Genomic DNA, 18,592 nt, shown 5'->3' on the forward strand with positions numbered 1-18,592 from the left:
CTAGAGCGCTGGCGCAACCGCGAACTCGCCGTGCAGCAGTTCGGGCCAGCGCGCGGCGCTGCGGAAATCGGAGAAGGCCTCGGCATCGGCGATATCGCCGGAAGCGAGCGCGTCGGCGAGACGGCACGCGGCATCCGCGACTTCGGGCGCGATCATGAAGCCGTGCCGGTACAAGCCGTTCACGCGCAAGGTCCGCGCCCCGTCCCAGACGATCGCCGGCCGGTGATCCGGCAAGGTCGGCCGGCAATGCGAGTTCAGTTCGAGGATGCGCGCCTCGCCGAAACCCGGATGCACCGCGAACGCGGCGCTCAGCAGCTCGAGCGCCGAACGTACGCTCACGGGCGACATGTCCTCGCCCTCGACTTCCGTCGCGCCGATCACGTAGAGATCGTTCTCCTTCGGCGCGATGTAGAGCGGATAGCGCGGATGCAAGAGCCGCACCGGCCGCGTCAGCCCGATGCCCGGCGCGTGCACGCGCGCGACTTCGCCGCGAATGCCGCGCAGCGCGGGCCACGCGGGCTTGCCGCCGAGGCCGCGGCAATCGATGATCCAGCGCGCGTCGGGCATCGCATCGACGGCGGTGTTCCAGTGCGTACGCACGCCGCGCGCGGCAAGTCCGGCGGCGAGCGCGCCAAGCGCCTGACGGTTGTCCAGTTGGCCTTCGTTCGGCAGCAGCCAGCCCTGCGCGAAGCGCGTTCCGAGCGCCGGTTCGGCTTGCGCGACTTGCGCGCCCGCGAGCTTGACGAAGCCGCCGTCGAGCAGATCGGCGGGCGAATTGGCCTTGAGACGGCGTTCGAAGAGCGGCGCTTCGGCGCGATCCGCGCCGTGCCAGACGACGAGCGTGCCGTTGCGCTGAAAGAAAACCGGCTCGGGCAATTGCGCGATGAGTTCAGGCCAGCGTTCGAGCGATGCCGCCCCCAGCCCGACGACGAGCGGCTCCGCGCTCGCCGCTTCCGCGAGCGGCGCGAGCATGGCGGCGGCGACCCACGCGGCCGACTGCGTGCCGGCGGCGTCGCCGCGTTCGTAAAGCGCGACGTCGTGGCCCGCGCCCGCGAGTTGCCAGGCGGCGAGCCGTCCGACGAGCCCGCCGCCGACGACGGCGAAATCCGGCCGGCGCGCGGCGCCCTGATCGATTCTGTTCATCAATTCGATGTCTCCATACGCGTAACGCTGCGCTGCACGATGGAGACGAAAGACGCGATCCCGATCGTGCTGGCGCGGCGCCACATCACGAGGACGAAATCAGCGGGAGAGACCGGCTCGGCAGCGCATGAAGCGCGCCGGGCGCGAAGAAAGGACTGGAAGAGACTGGAGGAATGGCGCGAGGCTCGCGCGGTCTCCGGAAACTTCCCTCGCCGGTATTACCCGGATCGGGTGCAAAGGGTCTCTCTCAGCCTCGCCGCGCTGCCGACCGTTCCGGCCGCCGATGCACGCGAAGCACCCCTGTTTCGTCGAGGGTCATTAAAACATGAAAGGCGAAGGCGCTGCAAACCGGGATTCCCCGCCTTTTATCGTGCGCGGCGGCACTCTGGCACAATGCCGCGAACATGGTTCGCAGGACGATCGCCCGAAATTAAGTGAGCGTTAAGCGAACCCCGGAACAATCTGCGGAGCCGGAAAACGCCGCGCGCGGCCCGGCCGCGGACGTAACAATCGGGCGCCACGAGGCGCATCAGCAGGAAGCTCATGACCAACACGCATACCGATAGCACGCAGCAGAAGGCCGACGAAGTCTCGGCGTGGAGCCTCATCAAGCCCTACTGGGTGTCGGAGGAGCGCGGCTTCGCGTGGGGCCTTCTCGTCGCGATCATCGCGATCAACATGACCGTTGTGTGGATCAACGTCCGGCTCAACAGCTGGAACGCCGACTTCTACAACGCGCTGCAGAACAAGAACGTCAAGGACTTTCCGCATCTGCTGCTGATCTTCACGGGCCTCGCGTTCGCGTACATCCTGCTCGCGGTGTACGGTCGATATCTGCGGCAGATGCTCGCGTTTCGCTGGCGTCAATGGCTCACCAACCGCTTTCTGGAACAATGGCTCGGTGACAAGGCGTTCTACCGCATCGAGCGCGACCGCCTCGCCGACAACCCCGACCAGCGTATTTCCGACGACCTGCAATCCTTCGCCACCACCACGCTTTCGCTCTCGCTCGATCTGCTTTCGACGCTCGTCACGCTCGTCACTTTCATCACGATTCTCTGGACCATCGCGGGCGCGCTGACCTTCTCGCTCGGCGGCACGCCGATCACGATTCCGGGCTATATGGTCTGGGCCGCCGCGCTCTACGCGATTCTCGGCTCGCTGATCATCCAGAAGGTCGGGCATCCGCTCGTGTCGATCAACTATCAGCAGCAGAAGGTCGAGGCCGATTTCCGTTTCGGCCTGATCCGCGTGCGCGAGAACGCCGAACAGATTGCGTTTTATGACGGCATCGCGACCGAAACGGCGAACGCAAAGACCATCTTCCAGCGCATTCGCGACAACTGGTGGATGATCATGAAGTACACGAAGCGCATGACCTTCGTGCTGTCGTTCTACGGGCAGATCGCGATCATTTTCCCGATCATGGTCGCCGCGCCGCGCTACTTCGCGGGCGCGTTTTCGTTTGGCGTGCTGATGCAGATTTCATCGGCGTTCGGCACGGTCAGCGATTCGTTTTCGTGGTTCATCAACAGTTATTCGACGTTGGTCGAATGGCGCGCGACCGTGAATCGTCTGCGCGAATTCAAGCGCGTGATGCGCTCGACGCATATCCGCGAAGAAACGTCGCCGGCGACGGAGCGCGGCGGCATCAACCTGCACTACACGAGCACGCCGTCGCTCACGACGAACGGGCTCATGCTCGCGCTGCCCAACGGCACGCCGCTTTCGCGCGTGGCGAACGTGTCGATCGAGCCGGGTTCGCGCTGGCTGGTCGTCGGTCCATCGGGCTCGGGCAAGAGCACGTTGATGCGCGCGCTCGCGGGTCTTTGGCCGTTCGGCGACGGCACGATCGACGCGCCCGTCGACGCGAAGATGATGTTCGTCCCGCAGATGAGTTATCTGCCGATCGGCACGTTGCGCGCGGCGCTTTCGTATCCGTCGGCGGGCGGAACGTTCAGCGATGAAGAGTCGCGCGACGCGCTGCGTCTGTGCAATCTCGAGGCGTATGCGGATCGGCTGGAGGAAAGCGCGCATTGGGCGCGGAGTCTGTCGCCGGGCGAGCAGCAACGGCTTGCTGCCGCGCGCGTGCTGTTGCACAAGCCGGACTTCGTGTTCCTCGACGAAGCCACGAGCGCGCTCGACGCCGAGAACGAGCTGCATATCTACAACATGCTGGTCGAGCGGCTGCCGAAGGCGGCGATTGTGAGCGTGGCGCATCGCGAGTCGGTCGCGATGTTCCATGATTACAAGATCGAGATCGAGAGGGCGATGGCGGAGGTTTGACCCGTCCGCGCTCAGAAGCAAAAAGGCCACGCAATCGCGTGGCCTTTTTGCATGAAGCGTCGAGCGACGCTTACCGCGGCAACTCGCTCGATCCCATCAGATACGCATCCACCGATCGTGCGCACTGACGTCCTTCGCGAATCGCCCAGACGACCAGCGACTGCCCGCGACGCATATCGCCGGCGGTGAAGACTTTATCGACCGACGTGTAATACGCCTTGTCGCCTTCGGTCGCGGCGCGCACGTTGCCGCGCGCATCCTTCTCGACGCCGAACGCATCCAGCACCGGCGACACCGGCTGCGTGAAGCCCATCGCGAGCAGCACGAGATCGGCCTTCATCTCGAACTCGGAACCCGGCACTTCCTGCATCTTGCCGCCCTTCCACTCGACGCGCACGGCGATCAGCTTCTCGACCTTGCCGTTCTTGCCTTCGAAGCGCTTCGTCGCAACCGACCAGTCGCGCTCGCAACCTTCTTCATGCGACGACGACGTACGCAGCTTGATCGGCCAGTACGGCCACACGAGCGGCTTGTTCTCTTCCTCGGGCGGCTGCGCGAGCAGTTCGAACTGCGTCACGCTCTTCGCGCCATGACGATTCGACGTGCCCACACAATCCGAACCCGTATCGCCGCCGCCGATCACGACGACATGCTTGCCCTTCGCGAGCAGTTGATCCGGCAGCTTGTCGCCCGCGTTGACCTTGTTCTGCTGCGGCAGGAATTCCATCGCGTAGTAGATGCCTTCGAGCTCGCGCCCCGGCACCGGCAGATCGCGCGGCGTTTCCGAGCCGCCCGCGATCACGACCGCGTCGAACTGTTCCTTCAGCTCGTCGGGCGTGATGGTTTCCTTCGCCGTATTCGCGATGTATTCCGGCAGCGCATCCTTGCCGATGAACACGTTCGTGCGGAACGACACGCCTTCCGCCTCCATCTGACGCATGCGGCGATCGATCAGCCACTTCTCCAGCTTGAAATCGGGGATGCCGTAACGCAGCAGACCGCCGATGCGATCGTTCTTCTCGAACACGACGACTTCATGGCCCGCGCGTCCGAGTTGCTGCGCGGCCGCGAGACCCGCGGGCCCCGAACCGACGACGGCGACCTTCTTGCCCGTCTTGTGCTTCGGCGGTTGCGGCACGACCCAGCCTTCGGCGAAAGCCTTGTCGATGATCGCGTGCTCGATCGACTTGATGCCGACCGGATCGTCGTTGATGCCCAATGTGCACGCCGCTTCGCACGGCGCCGGGCAGATGCGGCCCGTGAATTCCGGGAAGTTGTTGGTCGAATGCAGCACGTTGATCGCGCTCTTCCAGTCCTGCTGGAACACGAGATCGTTGAAGTCCGGAATGATGTTGTTGACCGGGCAGCCGTTGTTGCAGAACGGAATGCCGCAGTCCATGCAGCGCGCGCCTTGAACCTTCGCGTCTTCATCGGTCAGCGCGGCGACGAATTCCTTGTAATGCTTGACGCGGGTAAGCGGAGCTTCGTACGCCTCGTGGCGGCGTTCGAACTCGAGAAAACCGGTTGCCTTGCCCATTTCTTTCTCTGTATTTGGTGAGGATCGCGCGCTCCCGGAGCGCGCGTCTGTCTGATTGAACGAGGCTTAAGCCGCGACCGCTTCCTTGCCCTTCTTCGCGCCCATTTCGGTGAGCGCGCGACGGTACTCGGTCGGGAACACCTTGACGAACTGACGGCGAGCCGAATCCCAGTTTTCCAGCAGCGACTTCGCGCGCGGCGAGCCGGTGAACTGGAAGTGACGCTCGATCAGCCCCTTGAGCAGCGCTTCGTCGGTCTTGCCGGCGTGCCACAGCGTGCGATCCACCGTGCGCTCCTGTTCGGCCTGCTGCAGCACCGGATCGAGCGCGACCATCGACTTGTTGCACTTGCCAGCGAACGCGCCTTCCGGGTCGTACACGAACGCGATGCCGCCCGACATGCCCGCCGCGAAGTTGCGGCCCGTCTCGCCGAGCACGACCACCGTGCCGCCCGTCATGTATTCGCAGCCGTGATCGCCCGTGCCTTCGACGACCGCCGTCGCACCCGAGTTGCGCACGCAGAAGCGCTCGCCCGCGACGCCGCGGAAATACGATTCGCCTTCGATCGCGCCGTACATCACCGTGTTGCCGCAGATGATGTTTTCCTCGGACTTGCCGCGGAAGTCGTTGGTCGGGCGAATGATGATGCGCCCGCCCGACAGGCCCTTGCCGACGTAGTCGTTGCCGTCGCCGACGAGATCCAGCGTCACGCCCTTCGCGAGGAACGCGCCAAAGCTCTGGCCCGCCGTGCCCTTCAACTGGATGTGAATCGAGTCGTCGGGCAGGCCGTCGTGACCGTGCGTCTTCGCGATGAGGCCGGACAGCATCGCGCCGACCGTGCGATTCACGTTGCGCACCGGCTGGATGAACGACACATGCTCGCCCTTCTCGATCGCCGCCTTCGACTTCTCGATCAGCACGTGATCGAGCGCCTTGTCGAGACCGTGATCCTGCACGTCGACGTGCTTGCGCGCGACGTCTTCGCCCACCGGCACCTGATAGAAGATGCGCGAGAAGTCGAGGCCCTTAGCCTTCCAGTGCTCGATGCCCTTCTTCATGTCGAGCAGATCGACGCGGCCGATCAGGTCGTCGAACTTGCGGATACCGAACTGCGCCATGATTTCGCGCACTTCTTCCGCAACGAAGAAGAAGAAGTTGACGACGTGTTCCGGCTGGCCCGAGAACTTCGCGCGCAGCACCGGGTCCTGCGTCGCGACGCCGACCGGGCACGTGTTCAGATGGCACTTGCGCATCATGATGCAGCCTTCGACGACGAGCGGCGCCGTCGCGAAGCCGAATTCGTCCGCGCCGAGCAGCGCGCCGATCACGACGTCGCGGCCGGTTTTCATCTGACCGTCGGCCTGCACGCGAATGCGCCCGCGCAGACGGTTCAGCACCAGCGTCTGCTGCGTTTCGGCGAGGCCGAGTTCCCACGGCGTGCCCGCGTGCTTGAGCGACGACAGCGGCGATGCGCCCGTGCCACCGTCATGGCCCGCGATCACAACGTGATCCGCCTTCGCCTTCGCAACGCCCGCGGCCACCGTGCCGACACCGACCTCCGACACCAGCTTCACCGAAATGCTCGACGACGAATTCACGTTCTTCAGATCGTGAATGAGTTGCGCGAGGTCTTCGATCGAATAGATGTCGTGGTGCGGCGGCGGCGAAATGAGGCCGACGCCCGGCACCGAATAACGCAGCTTGCCGATGTATTCGGACACCTTGTGGCCCGGCAGCTGACCGCCTTCGCCCGGCTTCGCGCCCTGCGCCATCTTGATCTGGATCTGGTCCGCCGACGACAGATACTCCGCCGTCACGCCGAAACGTCCCGACGCGACCTGCTTGATCTTCGAGCGCAGCGAATCGCCTTCCTTCAGCGGGATGTCGGTGACGACCTCCTTGCCGATGATCGATTGCAGCGTGTCGCCGTTCTTTATCGGAATGCCGCGCAGTTCGTTGCGATAACGCGTTTCGTCCTCGCCGCCTTCGCCCGTGTTCGACTTGCCGCCGATGCGGTTCATCGCGACGGCGAGCGTGGCGTGCGCTTCCGTGCTGATCGAGCCGAGCGACATCGCGCCCGTCGCAAAGCGCTTGACGATTTCCTTCGCCGATTCGACTTCATCGAGCGGAATCGCCTTCGACGGCGACACCTTGAACTCGAACAGACCGCGGAACGTCATGTGACGCTTCGTCTGGTCGTTGATGATGTGGGCGTATTCCTTGTACGTCTGATACGAGTTGCTGCGCGCCGAGTGCTGCAGCTTGGCGATCGCATCCGGCGTCCACATGTGCTCTTCGCCGCGCACGCGATACGCATATTCACCGCCCGCGTCGAGCATGTTCGCGAGGACCGGGTTGTCGCCGAACGCTTCGCGATGCAGATGAATCGCTTCTTCCGCCACTTCGAAGATGCCGATGCCGCCGACCTTCGTCGCCGTGCCCTTGAAATACTTCTCGACGAGTTCCGACGACAGGCCGACGCCTTCGAAAATCTGCGCGCCGGTGTAGGACATGTACGTCGAAATGCCCATCTTCGACATGACCTTCAACAGGCCCTTGCCGACCGCCTTCGTGAAGTTGTAGATGACCTTGTCCGCCGACAGATCGCCCTTCAGGCCTTCGGCCATGTTGGCGAGCGTTTCCAGCGCGAGGTATGGGTGAACGGCTTCCGCGCCGTAGCCCGCGAGCAGCGCGAAGTGATGCGTTTCGCGCGCCGAGCCCGTTTCCACGACGAGACCCGTGCTCGTGCGCAGACCGTGCGCGACGAGATGCGAGTGGATCGCGGACGTGGCGAGCAGCGCCGGGATCGCGACGTTGTCGCGGTCCATCTTGCGATCGGACACGATCAGGATGTTGTAGCCGGAGCGCACGGCATCCACGGCTTCCGCGCACAGCGACGCGATACGCGCCTCGATGCCTTCCTTGCCCCACGCCGCCGGATAGCAGATGTTCAGCTCATACGAGCTGAATTTGCCGCCGGTGTACTTGTCGATCGCGCGGATCTTCGCGATGTCCTTGAAGTCGAGCACGGGCTGCGACACTTCGAGGCGCATCGTCGGGTTGATGTTCGTCGTGTCGAGCAGGTTCGGTTTCGGGCCGATGAACGAGTTGAGCGACATGACGAGGTTTTCGCGGATCGGGTCGATCGGCGGGTTCGTCACCTGCGCGAACAGCTGCTTGAAGTAGTTGTAGAGCGTCTTGTTCTTGTTGGACATGACCGCGAGCGGCGAGTCGTTGCCCATCGAGCCGACGGCCTCTTCGCCCGATTGCGCCATCGGCGCCATCAGGAACTTGAGGTCTTCCTGCGTGTAGCCGAACGCCTGCTGACGGTCCAGCAGTGCGGCGGCTTCGCGGCGCTGCGTTTCGACGTCTTCCGCCTTCGGCTCGATCTCGTCGAGTTTGATGCGAACCGCGTCGATCCAGCTCTTGTACGGCTTCGCGTTGGACAGGTTGTCCTTCAGCTCCTTGTCCTCGATGATGCGGCCCTGCTCCATGTCGATCAGGAACATCTTGCCCGGCTGCAGACGCCACTTCTTGACGATCTTCGACTCGGGAATAGGCAGCACGCCGGATTCCGACGCGAGGATCACGAGATCGTCGTCGGTGATGAGATAGCGCGCCGGACGCAGGCCGTTACGGTCCAACGTCGCGCCGATCTGGCGGCCGTCCGTGAACGCGATGGCGGCGGGGCCGTCCCACGGTTCCATCATCGCGGCGTGGTATTCGTAGAACGCGCGGCGGTTGTCGTCCATCAGCGTGTGCTGTTCCCACGCTTCCGGGATCATCATCATCATTGCGTGGACGAGCGGGTAGCCGGCCATCACGAGCAGTTCGAGACAGTTGTCGAACGAAGCCGTGTCGGACTGGCCCGGATAGATCAGCGGCCAGAGCTTCGGCAGATCGTCGCCGAGCACGTACGACGCGATCGCGCCGGTGCGCGCGTTCAGCCAGTTGACGTTGCCCTTCACGGTGTTGATTTCACCGTTGTGCGCGATCATGCGATACGGGTGCGCGAGTTCCCACGCGGGGAACGTGTTCGTCGAGAAGCGCTGGTGCACGAGCGCGAGCGCCGACACGACGCGCTCGTCCTGCAGATCGCGGTAATACACGCCGACCTGGCCGGCCAGCAGCAGACCCTTGTAGACGACCGTGCGCGACGACATCGACGGCACGAAGTATTCCTTGCCGTGCTTGAGCTTCAACGCCTGGATGCGATGGCTCGCCGTCTTGCGGATGATGTACAGCTTGCGCTCGAGCGCGTCCGTCACGACGATGTCCTTGCCGCGCCCGATGAAGATCTGGCGGATCAGCGGCTCGCTCGCCTTCACGGTCGGCGAAATCGGCATGGTGGAATCGACCGGCACGTCGCGCCAGCCGAGCACGACTTGGCCCTCGGCCTTGACCGTGCGCTCCAGTTCCTGCTCGCACGCGAGACGCGATGCGTGCTCCTTCGGCAGGAAGATCATGCCGACGCCGTATTCGCCAGCAGGCGGCAAGGTCACGCCTTGCTTGGCCATTTCTTCGCGATAGAAGCCGTCCGGCACCTGAATGAGGATGCCGGCGCCGTCGCCCATCAGCGGATCGGCGCCGACCGCGCCGCGGTGATCGAGATTCTCAAGAATCTTGAGACCCTGCTGAATGATCTCGTGGCTCTTTTTTCCCTTGATATGGGCGACGAAACCGACGCCGCACGCGTCGTGTTCGTTCGCAGGGTCGTACATGCCCTGCGCGGCGGGAAGCGAACCGGCTGCCGGCTGCTGATGATCGTTCATGGGGACACCGTCTCTACTGTGAGGGGCCGAATCGACTCGGCCGTTGAACCATTTTCTTGTCGCTTGCGACGGTTTCTTTCAACTTGATGTGTCACGAAGCACGGTCGTGCGCGGCACGCTGCACCGCGGCAATTGCCGGAAATCGAAATATACGCGACGAATCAAAGCGATGGCAAATAAAACTTGATGATCTGACACCGATTATCGATATGGTGCAAATGTGCCCCAACATATTGGGGCCGCATCGCTGACAGTCAAAAAGAAACGGCGAGACTCGGAAAATTCGAGACGCCGTTTCGTTTTTTGCTTCAGGAACGCCCGTGAAGGCCGTTATTGAGTCTGTGGAGTTTCGCGAATCTTGCGCGGACGTCCGCGCGGCAGCGGCGACACCCGGCGGTTGGCAGCATGCGACGCCCATTCCCGATAGGCATCGCTGCCGAGCACCCAGCCTTTAAGTGTCGCTTGCAGGAGACGGTTGGCCTCGCGCTCATCGGGCGGTTGCTCGCACAGTTCCTTGTAGGCGTGCTGGCGTTCGAACGGCGTATTGCCGAGCGACCAGAACAGCGGATGGTCGGTGATGAGGCTATCGAGCGTGAGCCCGATGTGATGACGGAAGCTGGACCATTTGTAGTCCTGCGGCGCCGCGACCAGTTGCGCGCGCACGGGCGCCATTTCTACGACGCGCGTGGCGAGCAGAAAGTATCGTTCGCCCTCGATGACCGTCGCGCGATAGCGGCCTTCCCAGAGCGTGCCGCGTCGCATGTATCGGCGATTGAAGTGCGCCACGTAACGACGTCCCACCGCTTGCATCGCTTTGGGCAGACTGGATTCGTCGCGCGGCGTGACGAGCAGATGTACCGCCTGCGGCATCAGCGCATAGGCGTGGATAGAGAGGTGATGATCACGTGAAGCAGTCCTCAAGCAGTCGATGAAGAGCTCGTAGTCCTGGTCGTCGACGAAGGCGGGTTGCTGGTCGAGACCACGCAGGATGACATGCTGCGGCTGTTCGGGAACGTAGAGTCGTGCAAGCCGTGCCATTCTGGATTTTCCGTTGGTCGCGTTTGTGTTACCCCGTTCGGGGACCTTTTGGAGCCGTTGCGGCAGCGTGGAGAGAACACATGCAATTGCCGTGCAACCAGACCCCAAAGCCGCTCTTTGCCCTAGGGAGAATGCTCTACGGCACCGCTATGGTTAATGTGAAATCTTGTGTTCATAATGAGCGTGCTTTTTCGGAGGAGCACAAATTGAAAATAAAACAAGTCATCACGGGGATCGCGGCATTAGCGTGTGTGTCCACCGCGGCACATGCGCAATCTGCTGGATCCTTCTATGCAACAGCAGGCTGGTTTCACTTCGCCCCGCAAGACAGTAGCGGTCCGCTCAAAGAAACAAGTGTAGGCGGATCTCCGGTCAATATCGACGTTCCCGGCACAGGCGCAGGCATTTCGAGCGCCGACACCGCCGGCTTCACGTTGGGCTACTTCGCGACCGACCACATTGCCGCCGAACTCGAAATGGGCGTGCCGCCCACGTTCGATCTCGAAGGCAAGGGCACCTTGTCCCAGTACGGAAAGCTCGGCAGCGCGAAGCAGTGGAGCCCGACGCTGCTATTCAAATACTTCTTCAATGCTCCCACGGCGAAGTTCCGTCCGTTCGTGGGTCTTGGCGTGACGCGCACCTGGTTCACCGACGCGCAGATCACGAATCAGCAATTCGAAGGCTCGGTCCTGCATGGTCCGACCACCGTCGACACGGATAGTTCGTGGGCGCCCGTGTTTAATGTCGGCGCAACCTACAATTTCACGGAGCACTGGTTCGCCGGATTTTCCGTGTCGTTCATTCCGTTGAAGGCCACCGCGAAGTTGAACACGCAGGCTCAAACGCCTGTCGGCACGCTCAACGTTCAATCGCAGGCGAAAATCACGCTGAACCCGATCGTCACATATTTGCGAGTGGGCTATCGATTCTGAAGTGAGACTGCTCACAAGCATGTAACGACGATATAAGCGCCATAAAAAGAGAGATAACGCCGGCATGATTCACATATGCCGGCGTTACTTTTTGCATCGCCCTTGTAAATGTGACCTTCGTAAAAACGGTTTGCTTGCAGTTCTTACGCGCGATCGCGCGCGGAATGTGTTTCGCGGTCGCGCTTACCGAAGCTTTGCGCAACGTCGAAGCATCGGCATCGAATTTGCTGCATGATAAGTTTCCCCGCCACCTCGCGCGGGCTATCCACGACTCATCCATCGACGGAGCGATCTATGAACGCACTGCCTAATACGCGAGACGCCATCGGAGATTCCTGGACCACGACGAGCCGCCGCGCACGACGCATGGCACGGCATGGCCGCGAAGCAGCCGAGGATATCGGCTCCGAACTGCGCACCCTTCTCAGCGAACTCGAAAACACCCTGGCCGAAGGCACGTCGGCCGATGCGGCTGCGCTACGCGCGCAGATCAGCGACCGGCTCGTCAGCGCGCGCGCACGTCTGAACGATACGCACGCGGCGCTTCGCGAGCGCGCGGGCGCAGCGTTCGAAGACGCCGACGCCTTCCTTCACGAAAAGCCCTGGCAAACCATTGCATTGGTTGGCGGGCTGGCGCTGGTTGCGGGCGTGCTGCTCGCTCGCGTTCGCTGACATTTCAACCCTACGACGCCTCCAGAAAATCCGCGCCAATAATGTCGATGCGATCCGTGCAGATCGCATCGACGCCCCATTGCGCGAGCAACCGCGCGCGCGCCGGATCGTTCACCGTGTAGGCGAGAATGCGCAAGCCGGCATCCTTGATCTGCGCGACGAGCGCTTCATCGAGCGTGCGATGGTTCGCGTGCAGCGACACACACGATAACGCTGAAGTTTGCGCGCGCCAGTTCACGGGAACGCGCTCGTAAAGCATCCCTCGCGGAAGATTCGGCGCGACGTCGCGTGCGGCTTCCAGCGCCGCATATGAGAACGACGACATCAGCGGCGCAACTTCAGCGTCTGCCCACAAGTGCGCCGCCTCACGCGCGACGAGCACGCCTGTTTCCACGTCGCGCCCCTGACTCGGCTTGATCTCGATGTTCACCGCAAGCCCATGCTTCACGCATCGCTCGTGCACTTGGGCGAGCGTCGGCATACGCGCGTTTGCGAATTCGGCGCCGAACCAGGTGCCTGCATCGAGCGCGCGCAACTGTGCGTAGGTCATCGCTTTTGCCGCGCCGCGTCCGTTCGACGTTCGATCGACCGCGTCGTCGTGCAGCAGGAAGACGATGTCGTCAGCAGAAAGCTTCGCGTCGAACTCGATCATCTTGTGGCCGAAGCGCGCGCCCACGTCGATTGCTTCGAGCGTGTTCTCCGGCGCGAGTTTGCCGCCGCCGCGATGCGCGACGATCGCGGGATAAGGCCAGGTTCTCATCGCATCGCCTCCTTTAGTTCGCGCGCAGTCGCGTTGCCGGATCGAAAAAATGCAGATGCCGCGCGGGCAACGATACGCTCAACCGCTCGCCACGCTGCGGGCGATGCTCATGCGGCAAGCGCGCTGCGACGTCGTGCTTGCCCCACTTGCCGTGCGCGAGATTGTCCGCGCCAAGCAGTTCAGCCGAATCCACATCGAGCGTGGCGCTTGGCGCGTTCTCGTTGCCGGGCGTCATGTGCTCGGGACGAATGCCCACGATCCACTCGCGCCCGTGCATCGCGCTCGTCACGCCATTCGCGCCCGCGACCGGCAGCTTCGGACCGCCGCCCGCGATCTCGAAAGTCGATCCGTCTTCGGACAGACGTCCTTCGAGCAGATTCATCGCCGGCGATCCGATGAAGCTCGCCACGAATACGGTTGCCGGGCGTTCGTACACTTCGGTCGGCGCGCCGATCTGCTCCGCGTGACCCTTGTTCATCACGATGACGCGCTGCGCGAGCGTCATGGCTTCGATCTGATCGTGCGTAACGTAAAGGCTCGTGGTCGCGAGACGCGCGTGCAGCCGCTGAATTTCGAGGCGCATCTGCACGCGCAGTTTGGCGTCGAGATTCGACAACGGTTCGTCGAACAAGAACACCGCCGGCTCGCGGACAATCGCGCGGCCCATTGCAACGCGCTGCCGCTGACCACCCGACAATTCGCGCGGCTTGCGTTCGAGCAGATGTTCGAGTTCGAGGATACGCGCGGCATTCGCGACGCGCGACTCGATGGTCTTCTTGTCCGCGCCGCCGATCTTCAGCGCGTACGCCATATTCTGCGCGACGCTCATGTGCGGATAAAGTGCGTAGTTCTGAAAAACCATCGCGATGTCGCGATCCTTCGGCTCCAGCTTGTTCACGACCTTGCCGCCGATTTCGATCGCGCCTTCGGACACGCTTTCGAGCCCCGCGACCATGCGCAGCAAGGTCGACTTTCCGCAGCCCGACGGCCCGACCATCACGACGAATTCGCCGTCCTCGATCGCGGCGTCGATGCCGTGCAGTACGTAGTTCGAGCCGTCGTATGTTTTCTTGACGCTTTTTAGATTCAATGCAGCCATGTTTTATTTCTCGGAATCGACGAGTCCGCGCACGAACCAGCGCTGCATCGTCAGGACGACCGCGAGCGGCGGCAGCATCGCGAGCAGCGTCGCGGTCATCACGTAGTGCCATTCGGTCGCTGTGTCGCCGGACGCGATCATGCTCTTGATGCCGACCACCGCCGTCTGCAGCGACACTTCGTTGGTGATGAGAATCGGCCAGAGATATTGATTCCAGCCGTAGATGAACGTGATGACGAAAAGCGCCGCGATGTTGGTCTTCGAAAGCGGCAGCACAACGTCCCAGAAGAAACGCAGCGGCCCCGCGCCGTCGATGCGCGCCGCTTCCATCAGTTCGTCGGGCAGCGTCATGAAGAACTGCCGGAAGAGGAACGTAGCCGTTGCGGAGGCGATCAGCGGCAGCGTCAATCCCGCATACGTGTTCGACAGATGCATCGACGAAACGACTTGCACCGTCGGGAAGATACGCACTTCGACGGGAAGCATCAGCGTGATGAAGATGAGCCAGAACGCGAGGTTCTTCAGCGGAAAGCGGAAGAAGACGATTGCATAGGCGGACACGATCGACACCGCGATCTTGCCGATGGAGATGACCAGCGCCATCACGAGACTGTTCGCCAGCATGCGTCCGAAGGGAGCGGCCGCGTTGCCGCTGCCGTGCGCCCAGATATACGCGATGTTCTCGAACAGATGCGTGCTCGGCACGAGCGAGAGCGGCACGCTGAACACTTCCTTCGAATTCATCGTGGCCGCGCAGAACGCGACGTACACAGGAAACACGATCAGCGCGACGCCGAGCAACAGCACCGCGTGACAGAAGATATCGAAGCCGCGACGGTTTTCGATCATGAGTATTGCACCCTGCGTTCGACGAAGCGGAACTGGACCACGGTGAGCACGACGACGATCACCATCAGCACGACCGACTGCGCGCCCGAACTGCCGATGTCGAGTCCCTGGAAGCCTTCCGCGAAGATCTTGTAGATGAGCGTCTTGGTCGATTGCGCGGGACCGCCGCCGGTCGCGGCGTCGATGACGGGGAACGTATCGAAGAACGCGTAGACGAGATTCACGACGAGCAGAAAGAACGACGTCGGCGACAGGAGCGGCAGCGCGATGCCGAAGAAGCGGCGCACGGGACCGGCCCCGTCGATGGCGGCGGCTTCGATCAGCGATTTCGGGATCGCCTGAAGACCCGCATAGAAGAACAGGAAGTTGTAGCTGACCTGCTTCCACACCGACGCGAGCACGACGAGGAACATGGCCTGCGTGCCGTTCAACGCGTGATTCCAGATGACGCCCTGCTTCGCCAGCGCATACGTCACGAGCCCGATGCTCGGATTGAACAGGAACGACCACAGCACGGCGGCGATCGCGGGCGCGACCGCATACGGCCAGATGAGCAGCGTCTGATACGCCTTCGCGCCGCGCGTCACGCGATCGGCGCACGCGGCGAGCAGAAGCGAGATCACGAGGCCCGACACGGTGACGAGCGCGCAGAAGATCATCGTCGTGTTGAACGACGACAGGTAGAGCGGATCGGCGAACAGTTGTTTGAAGTTCTGCAGGCCGACGAACTCGCTCGACGTGCCGAACGCATCCTGGCTTTGCGTGGCCTGCCAGAGGGCTTCGCCCGCGGGCCAGAGAAAGAACAGCGCGGTGATCGCGAGTTGTGGCGCGACGAGCAGATACGGCAAGACGCTCGTATCGAAACGAGAGCGCTTTTCCATGCTTTGATTTCCCGGAAGCGCCCGCGCTTCTACACGCGGGCGCGTGACCTTAATTGCCCGCCTTCTCGAAGCGGCGCAGCAGTTCGTCGCCGCGTTGCACCGACGCGTCCAGCGCCTGTTGCGGCGTCTTCTTCTCGGCCCAAACTTGCTCGAGCTCTTCGTCGACGATCGTGCGGATCTGAGGCATGTTGCCGAGGCGCAGGCCCTTCGTGTACGCGAGCGGCGGCTTGTTCAGCATCTGCTTGATCGCGATGTCCGCGCCGGGATTCTTGTCGTAGAAGCCCTGCTTTTGCGTGAGCTCGTACGCGGCCTGCGTGACCGGCAGATAGCCCGTGTCCTGATGCCACTTCGCCGCCACTTCCGGCGTCGCGAGATACGCGAGGAACTTGGCGACGCCCTTATAGACGGCCGGATCCTTGCCCGCCAGAACCCACAGACTCGCGCCGCCGATGATCGCGTTCTGCGGCGCGCCCTTCACATTCGCGTCGTAAGGCATCATGCCGACGCCGTAATCGAACTTCGCGAATTTCGCGATGGTCGCGCGCGAACCCGACGAATTCGTGATGATCCCGCAATCGCCGCTATAGAACTTCGACACCGGCTCGTCCTTGCGGCCGACATACGTGAACGTGCCTTCCTTCGCCATGTTTTGCAGGAACTGGATGTGCGCGACCTGCAGCGGCTTGTTGAATTCGAGCTTCGCATCGAGGCCGTCGAAGCCGTTGTTCTTCGTCGCGAACGGCGCGGCGTGCCACGCGCTGTAGTTCTCGAGCTGAATCCAGCTCTGCCAGCCCGACGAATATCCGCACGAATAGCCCGCGGCCTTCAGCTTCTTCGCGTCGGCTTCGACATCGGCCCAGGTTTTCGGCGGCTGGTTCGGATCGAGGCCGGCCTTCTTGAACGCGTCCTTGTTGTAGTAGAGAACGGGCGTCGAGCTGTTGAACGGCATCGAGATGAGATGGCCGGTCTTCGCGTCGCTGTAGTAACCGGCGATGGTCGGCACGAACGCCTTTTCGTCGAGCGGCACGCCAGCCTGCTTGAACACGTCGGAGACCGGGATGACGGCCTTTTTCGCCTGCATCATCGTCGCGGTGCCGACTTCGTAGACTTGCAGGATCGCGGGCGCATTGCCGCTGCGATACGCCGCGATGCCCGCTGCGAGCGCCTGGTCATACGTGCCCTTGAACACCGGGACGATCTTGTAATCGCTCTGAGACTTGTTGAAATCGTTGGCGATGTCGTTCACGCGCTCGCCGAGCGCGGCTTCCATCGCGTGCCAGAACTGGATTTCCGTCGCGGCGTGCGCGGCGGTGCTGACGCCGAACGTCAAGGCGGCAGCGGTCGTGACCAGGCGAAACAGGGGCTTGCGGACCATCGATGAGTCTCCGTATAAAACGTTATAAGTTAATTGTTATCGATGACAAACAGTCGTTGATATTCCTTCAATGCGTAACGGTCCGTCATTCCGGCGATGTAATGCGCGATGAGCCGCGCCTGCGAACTGTCGTGGCTCGACGAAGCCGCGTCGTTCGCCGATTCCTCCGTCACCGGTCCGCGCGCCTGATACGCGGGCGGCAAGAGACGCGGATCGTCGGAGAAGGCTTCGAAAAGGCCCGTCACGACGCGCTTCGCCTTGTTGGCCATACGCATCACGCGATAGTGCCGGTACAGGTTCTTGAACAGGAAACGCTTGAGTTGCGCCGCCTGTGCCGCGACTTCATCGCTGTGCGCGACGAGCGTGGGCGCGTTGCGCACGTCGTCGAGCGATTGCGGCGCGACGCGTTGGAGATTGCGGCTCGTCGCCTCGATCAGATCGACGATCAGCGTATTGATGATGCGGCGGATGGTTTCGTGAATGAGCCTGCGCCCTTCGATGTCCGGATACTCCGCGCGCGCCGCGTCGAAATGCGTGTGCCAGAGGCTCACTTCGGAAAGCTGCTCGAGCGTGATGAGGCCGGAGCGCAGGCCGTCGTCGACATCGTGATTGTTGTACGCGATTTCATCGGCGACATTGGCGATCTGCGCTTCGAGCGAAGGCTGCTTGCCCGTGAGAAAGCGCTCGCCGAGATCGCCGAGCTTGCGCGCGTTCTCGCGCGAGCAATGCTTGAGAATGCCTTCGCGCGTCTCGAAGCACAGGTTCAGGCCGTTGAACGCGCCGTAGTGCTCTTCGAGCTGATCGACCACCGCGAGGCTTTGCAGGTTGTGCTCGAAGCCGCCGTGATCGCGCATGCAGTCGTGCAGCGCGTCCTGTCCGGCGTGACCGAACGGCGTATGGCCGAGATCGTGCGCGAGCGAAATGGCTTCGACGAGATCCTCGTTCAGCCGCAGATTGCGCGCGACGGAACGCGCGATCTGCGCGACTTCGAGGCTGTGCGTGAGGCGCGTGCGAAACAGGTCGCCTTCGTGATTGACGAAGACCTGGGTCTTGTATTCGAGCCGCCGAAACGCGGTCGAATGCACGATGCGGTCGCGATCTCGCTGGAACTCGGTGCGCGCCGCCGGGGGCGCTTCGGCGAAACGCCGTCCGCGCGATTGCGACGCGTGCGCGGCGTACGCCGCGAGATGCGCTTCGAGCGCGAGCGTCGACGGCGCGCCCGGCAAAACTTGATGCTCTTCTTCGCTCAC

At 62.6% G+C, this 18,592-nt stretch carries 13 protein-coding genes and 1 riboswitch; of the genes, 3 read left to right on the top strand and 10 right to left on the bottom strand.

Annotated features, from left to right (window positions below; genetic code table 11):
* Positions 1 to 1,143 carry an FAD-dependent oxidoreductase gene (locus tag NCR93_RS12400; RefSeq protein ID WP_250478885.1) on the bottom strand — a complete coding sequence of 381 codons (1,143 nt, stop codon included), beginning with the start codon at positions 1,141 to 1,143 and terminating at the stop codon, positions 1 to 3.
* A 187-nt stretch (positions 1,144 to 1,330) separates the two neighbouring features.
* A riboswitch (TPP riboswitch) is annotated at positions 1,331 to 1,455 on the bottom strand.
* A 231-nt stretch (positions 1,456 to 1,686) separates the two neighbouring features.
* Between NCR93_RS12400 and NCR93_RS12405 the strand changes: the two genes are divergently transcribed.
* Positions 1,687 to 3,429 (top strand): ABC transporter ATP-binding protein/permease, encoded by a 1,743-nt coding sequence (locus NCR93_RS12405; protein WP_250478886.1) that lies wholly within the window; start codon positions 1,687 to 1,689, stop codon positions 3,427 to 3,429.
* Positions 3,430 to 3,499: 70 nt separating this feature from the next.
* On the opposite strand, the gene NCR93_RS12410 is transcribed toward NCR93_RS12405, so the two are convergent.
* The 3 genes from NCR93_RS12410 to NCR93_RS12420 form a co-directional block, all read right to left on the bottom strand.
* Positions 3,500 to 4,966, bottom strand: coding sequence for a glutamate synthase subunit beta (locus tag NCR93_RS12410; protein WP_008344103.1), 1,467 nt, complete (start codon positions 4,964 to 4,966; stop codon positions 3,500 to 3,502).
* 66 nt (positions 4,967 to 5,032) lie between these two features.
* Entirely contained in the window at positions 5,033 to 9,736 is a 4,704-nt protein-coding gene (locus NCR93_RS12415) for a glutamate synthase-related protein (RefSeq protein WP_250478887.1), read from the bottom strand.
* Between the two features lie 330 nt (positions 9,737 to 10,066).
* Positions 10,067 to 10,774 carry a transposase gene (locus tag NCR93_RS12420; RefSeq protein WP_008344100.1) on the bottom strand — a complete coding sequence of 236 codons (708 nt, stop codon included), beginning with the start codon at positions 10,772 to 10,774 and terminating at the stop codon, positions 10,067 to 10,069.
* A 206-nt stretch (positions 10,775 to 10,980) separates the two neighbouring features.
* On the opposite strand from NCR93_RS12420, the gene NCR93_RS12425 reads away from it, so the two are divergent.
* Both NCR93_RS12425 and NCR93_RS12430 read left to right on the top strand, forming a co-directional pair.
* Complete coding sequence (locus tag NCR93_RS12425) at positions 10,981 to 11,706, top strand: OmpW/AlkL family protein (RefSeq protein WP_034473121.1); 726 nt, start codon at positions 10,981 to 10,983, stop codon at positions 11,704 to 11,706.
* A 294-nt stretch (positions 11,707 to 12,000) separates the two neighbouring features.
* Positions 12,001 to 12,378 carry an ElaB/YgaM/YqjD family protein gene (locus NCR93_RS12430; RefSeq protein ID WP_033536968.1) on the top strand — a complete coding sequence of 126 codons (378 nt, stop codon included), beginning with the start codon at positions 12,001 to 12,003 and terminating at the stop codon, positions 12,376 to 12,378.
* Between the two features lie 10 nt (positions 12,379 to 12,388).
* Here NCR93_RS12430 and ugpQ read toward each other — a convergent pair whose 3' ends face one another.
* From ugpQ to NCR93_RS12460, 6 genes are read right to left on the bottom strand one after another with little or no spacing between them, the layout of a single operon-like run.
* Positions 12,389 to 13,138, bottom strand: coding sequence for a glycerophosphodiester phosphodiesterase (gene ugpQ / locus NCR93_RS12435; RefSeq protein WP_008344094.1), 750 nt, complete (start codon positions 13,136 to 13,138; stop codon positions 12,389 to 12,391).
* 13 nt (positions 13,139 to 13,151) lie between these two features.
* Complete coding sequence (locus tag NCR93_RS12440; RefSeq protein ID WP_008344091.1) at positions 13,152 to 14,237, bottom strand: sn-glycerol-3-phosphate import ATP-binding protein UgpC; 1,086 nt, start codon at positions 14,235 to 14,237, stop codon at positions 13,152 to 13,154.
* A gap of 3 nt (positions 14,238 to 14,240) precedes the next feature.
* On the bottom strand, positions 14,241 to 15,086 hold the full coding sequence (ugpE, locus tag NCR93_RS12445; protein ID WP_008344090.1) for a sn-glycerol-3-phosphate ABC transporter permease UgpE: 846 nt from the start codon (positions 15,084 to 15,086) through the stop codon (positions 14,241 to 14,243).
* Positions 15,083 to 15,967, bottom strand: a complete 885-nt coding sequence (ugpA, locus tag NCR93_RS12450) for a sn-glycerol-3-phosphate ABC transporter permease UgpA (protein WP_008344088.1) — start codon at positions 15,965 to 15,967, stop codon at positions 15,083 to 15,085. Before ugpA ends, ugpE begins: the two co-directional genes overlap by 4 nt.
* Positions 15,968 to 16,016: 49 nt before the next feature.
* Positions 16,017 to 17,342, bottom strand: a complete 1,326-nt coding sequence (gene ugpB, locus NCR93_RS12455) for a sn-glycerol-3-phosphate ABC transporter substrate-binding protein UgpB (protein WP_034473119.1) — start codon at positions 17,340 to 17,342, stop codon at positions 16,017 to 16,019.
* 29 nt (positions 17,343 to 17,371) lie between these two features.
* Entirely contained in the window at positions 17,372 to 18,592 is a 1,221-nt protein-coding gene (locus NCR93_RS12460) for a deoxyguanosinetriphosphate triphosphohydrolase (protein WP_034473118.1), read from the bottom strand.

The organism is Caballeronia sp. ATUFL_F1_KS39, from assembly GCF_023630985.1.
In the GTDB taxonomy this organism is placed as follows: Bacteria; Pseudomonadota; Gammaproteobacteria; order Burkholderiales; family Burkholderiaceae; genus Caballeronia; species Caballeronia zhejiangensis.

Coding starts and splice junctions, on each gene's coding strand:
- NCR93_RS12400 (WP_250478885.1), bottom strand. CDS start 1,143: ATGAACAGAATCGATCAGGGCGCCGCGCGCCGGCCGGATTTCGCCGTC.
- NCR93_RS12415 (WP_250478887.1), bottom strand. CDS start 9,736: ATGAACGATCATCAGCAGCCGGCAGCCGGTTCGCTTCCCGCCGCGCAG.
- NCR93_RS12410 (WP_008344103.1), bottom strand. CDS start 4,966: ATGGGCAAGGCAACCGGTTTTCTCGAGTTCGAACGCCGCCACGAGGCG.
- ugpQ (WP_008344094.1), bottom strand. CDS start 13,138: ATGAGAACCTGGCCTTATCCCGCGATCGTCGCGCATCGCGGCGGCGGC.
- ugpB (WP_034473119.1), bottom strand. CDS start 17,342: ATGGTCCGCAAGCCCCTGTTTCGCCTGGTCACGACCGCTGCCGCCTTG.
- NCR93_RS12420 (WP_008344100.1), bottom strand. CDS start 10,774: ATGGCACGGCTTGCACGACTCTACGTTCCCGAACAGCCGCAGCATGTC.
- NCR93_RS12405 (WP_250478886.1), top strand. CDS start 1,687: ATGACCAACACGCATACCGATAGCACGCAGCAGAAGGCCGACGAAGTC.
- ugpA (WP_008344088.1), bottom strand. CDS start 15,967: ATGGAAAAGCGCTCTCGTTTCGATACGAGCGTCTTGCCGTATCTGCTC.
- NCR93_RS12440 (WP_008344091.1), bottom strand. CDS start 14,237: ATGGCTGCATTGAATCTAAAAAGCGTCAAGAAAACATACGACGGCTCG.
- ugpE (WP_008344090.1), bottom strand. CDS start 15,086: ATGATCGAAAACCGTCGCGGCTTCGATATCTTCTGTCACGCGGTGCTG.
- NCR93_RS12430 (WP_033536968.1), top strand. CDS start 12,001: ATGAACGCACTGCCTAATACGCGAGACGCCATCGGAGATTCCTGGACC.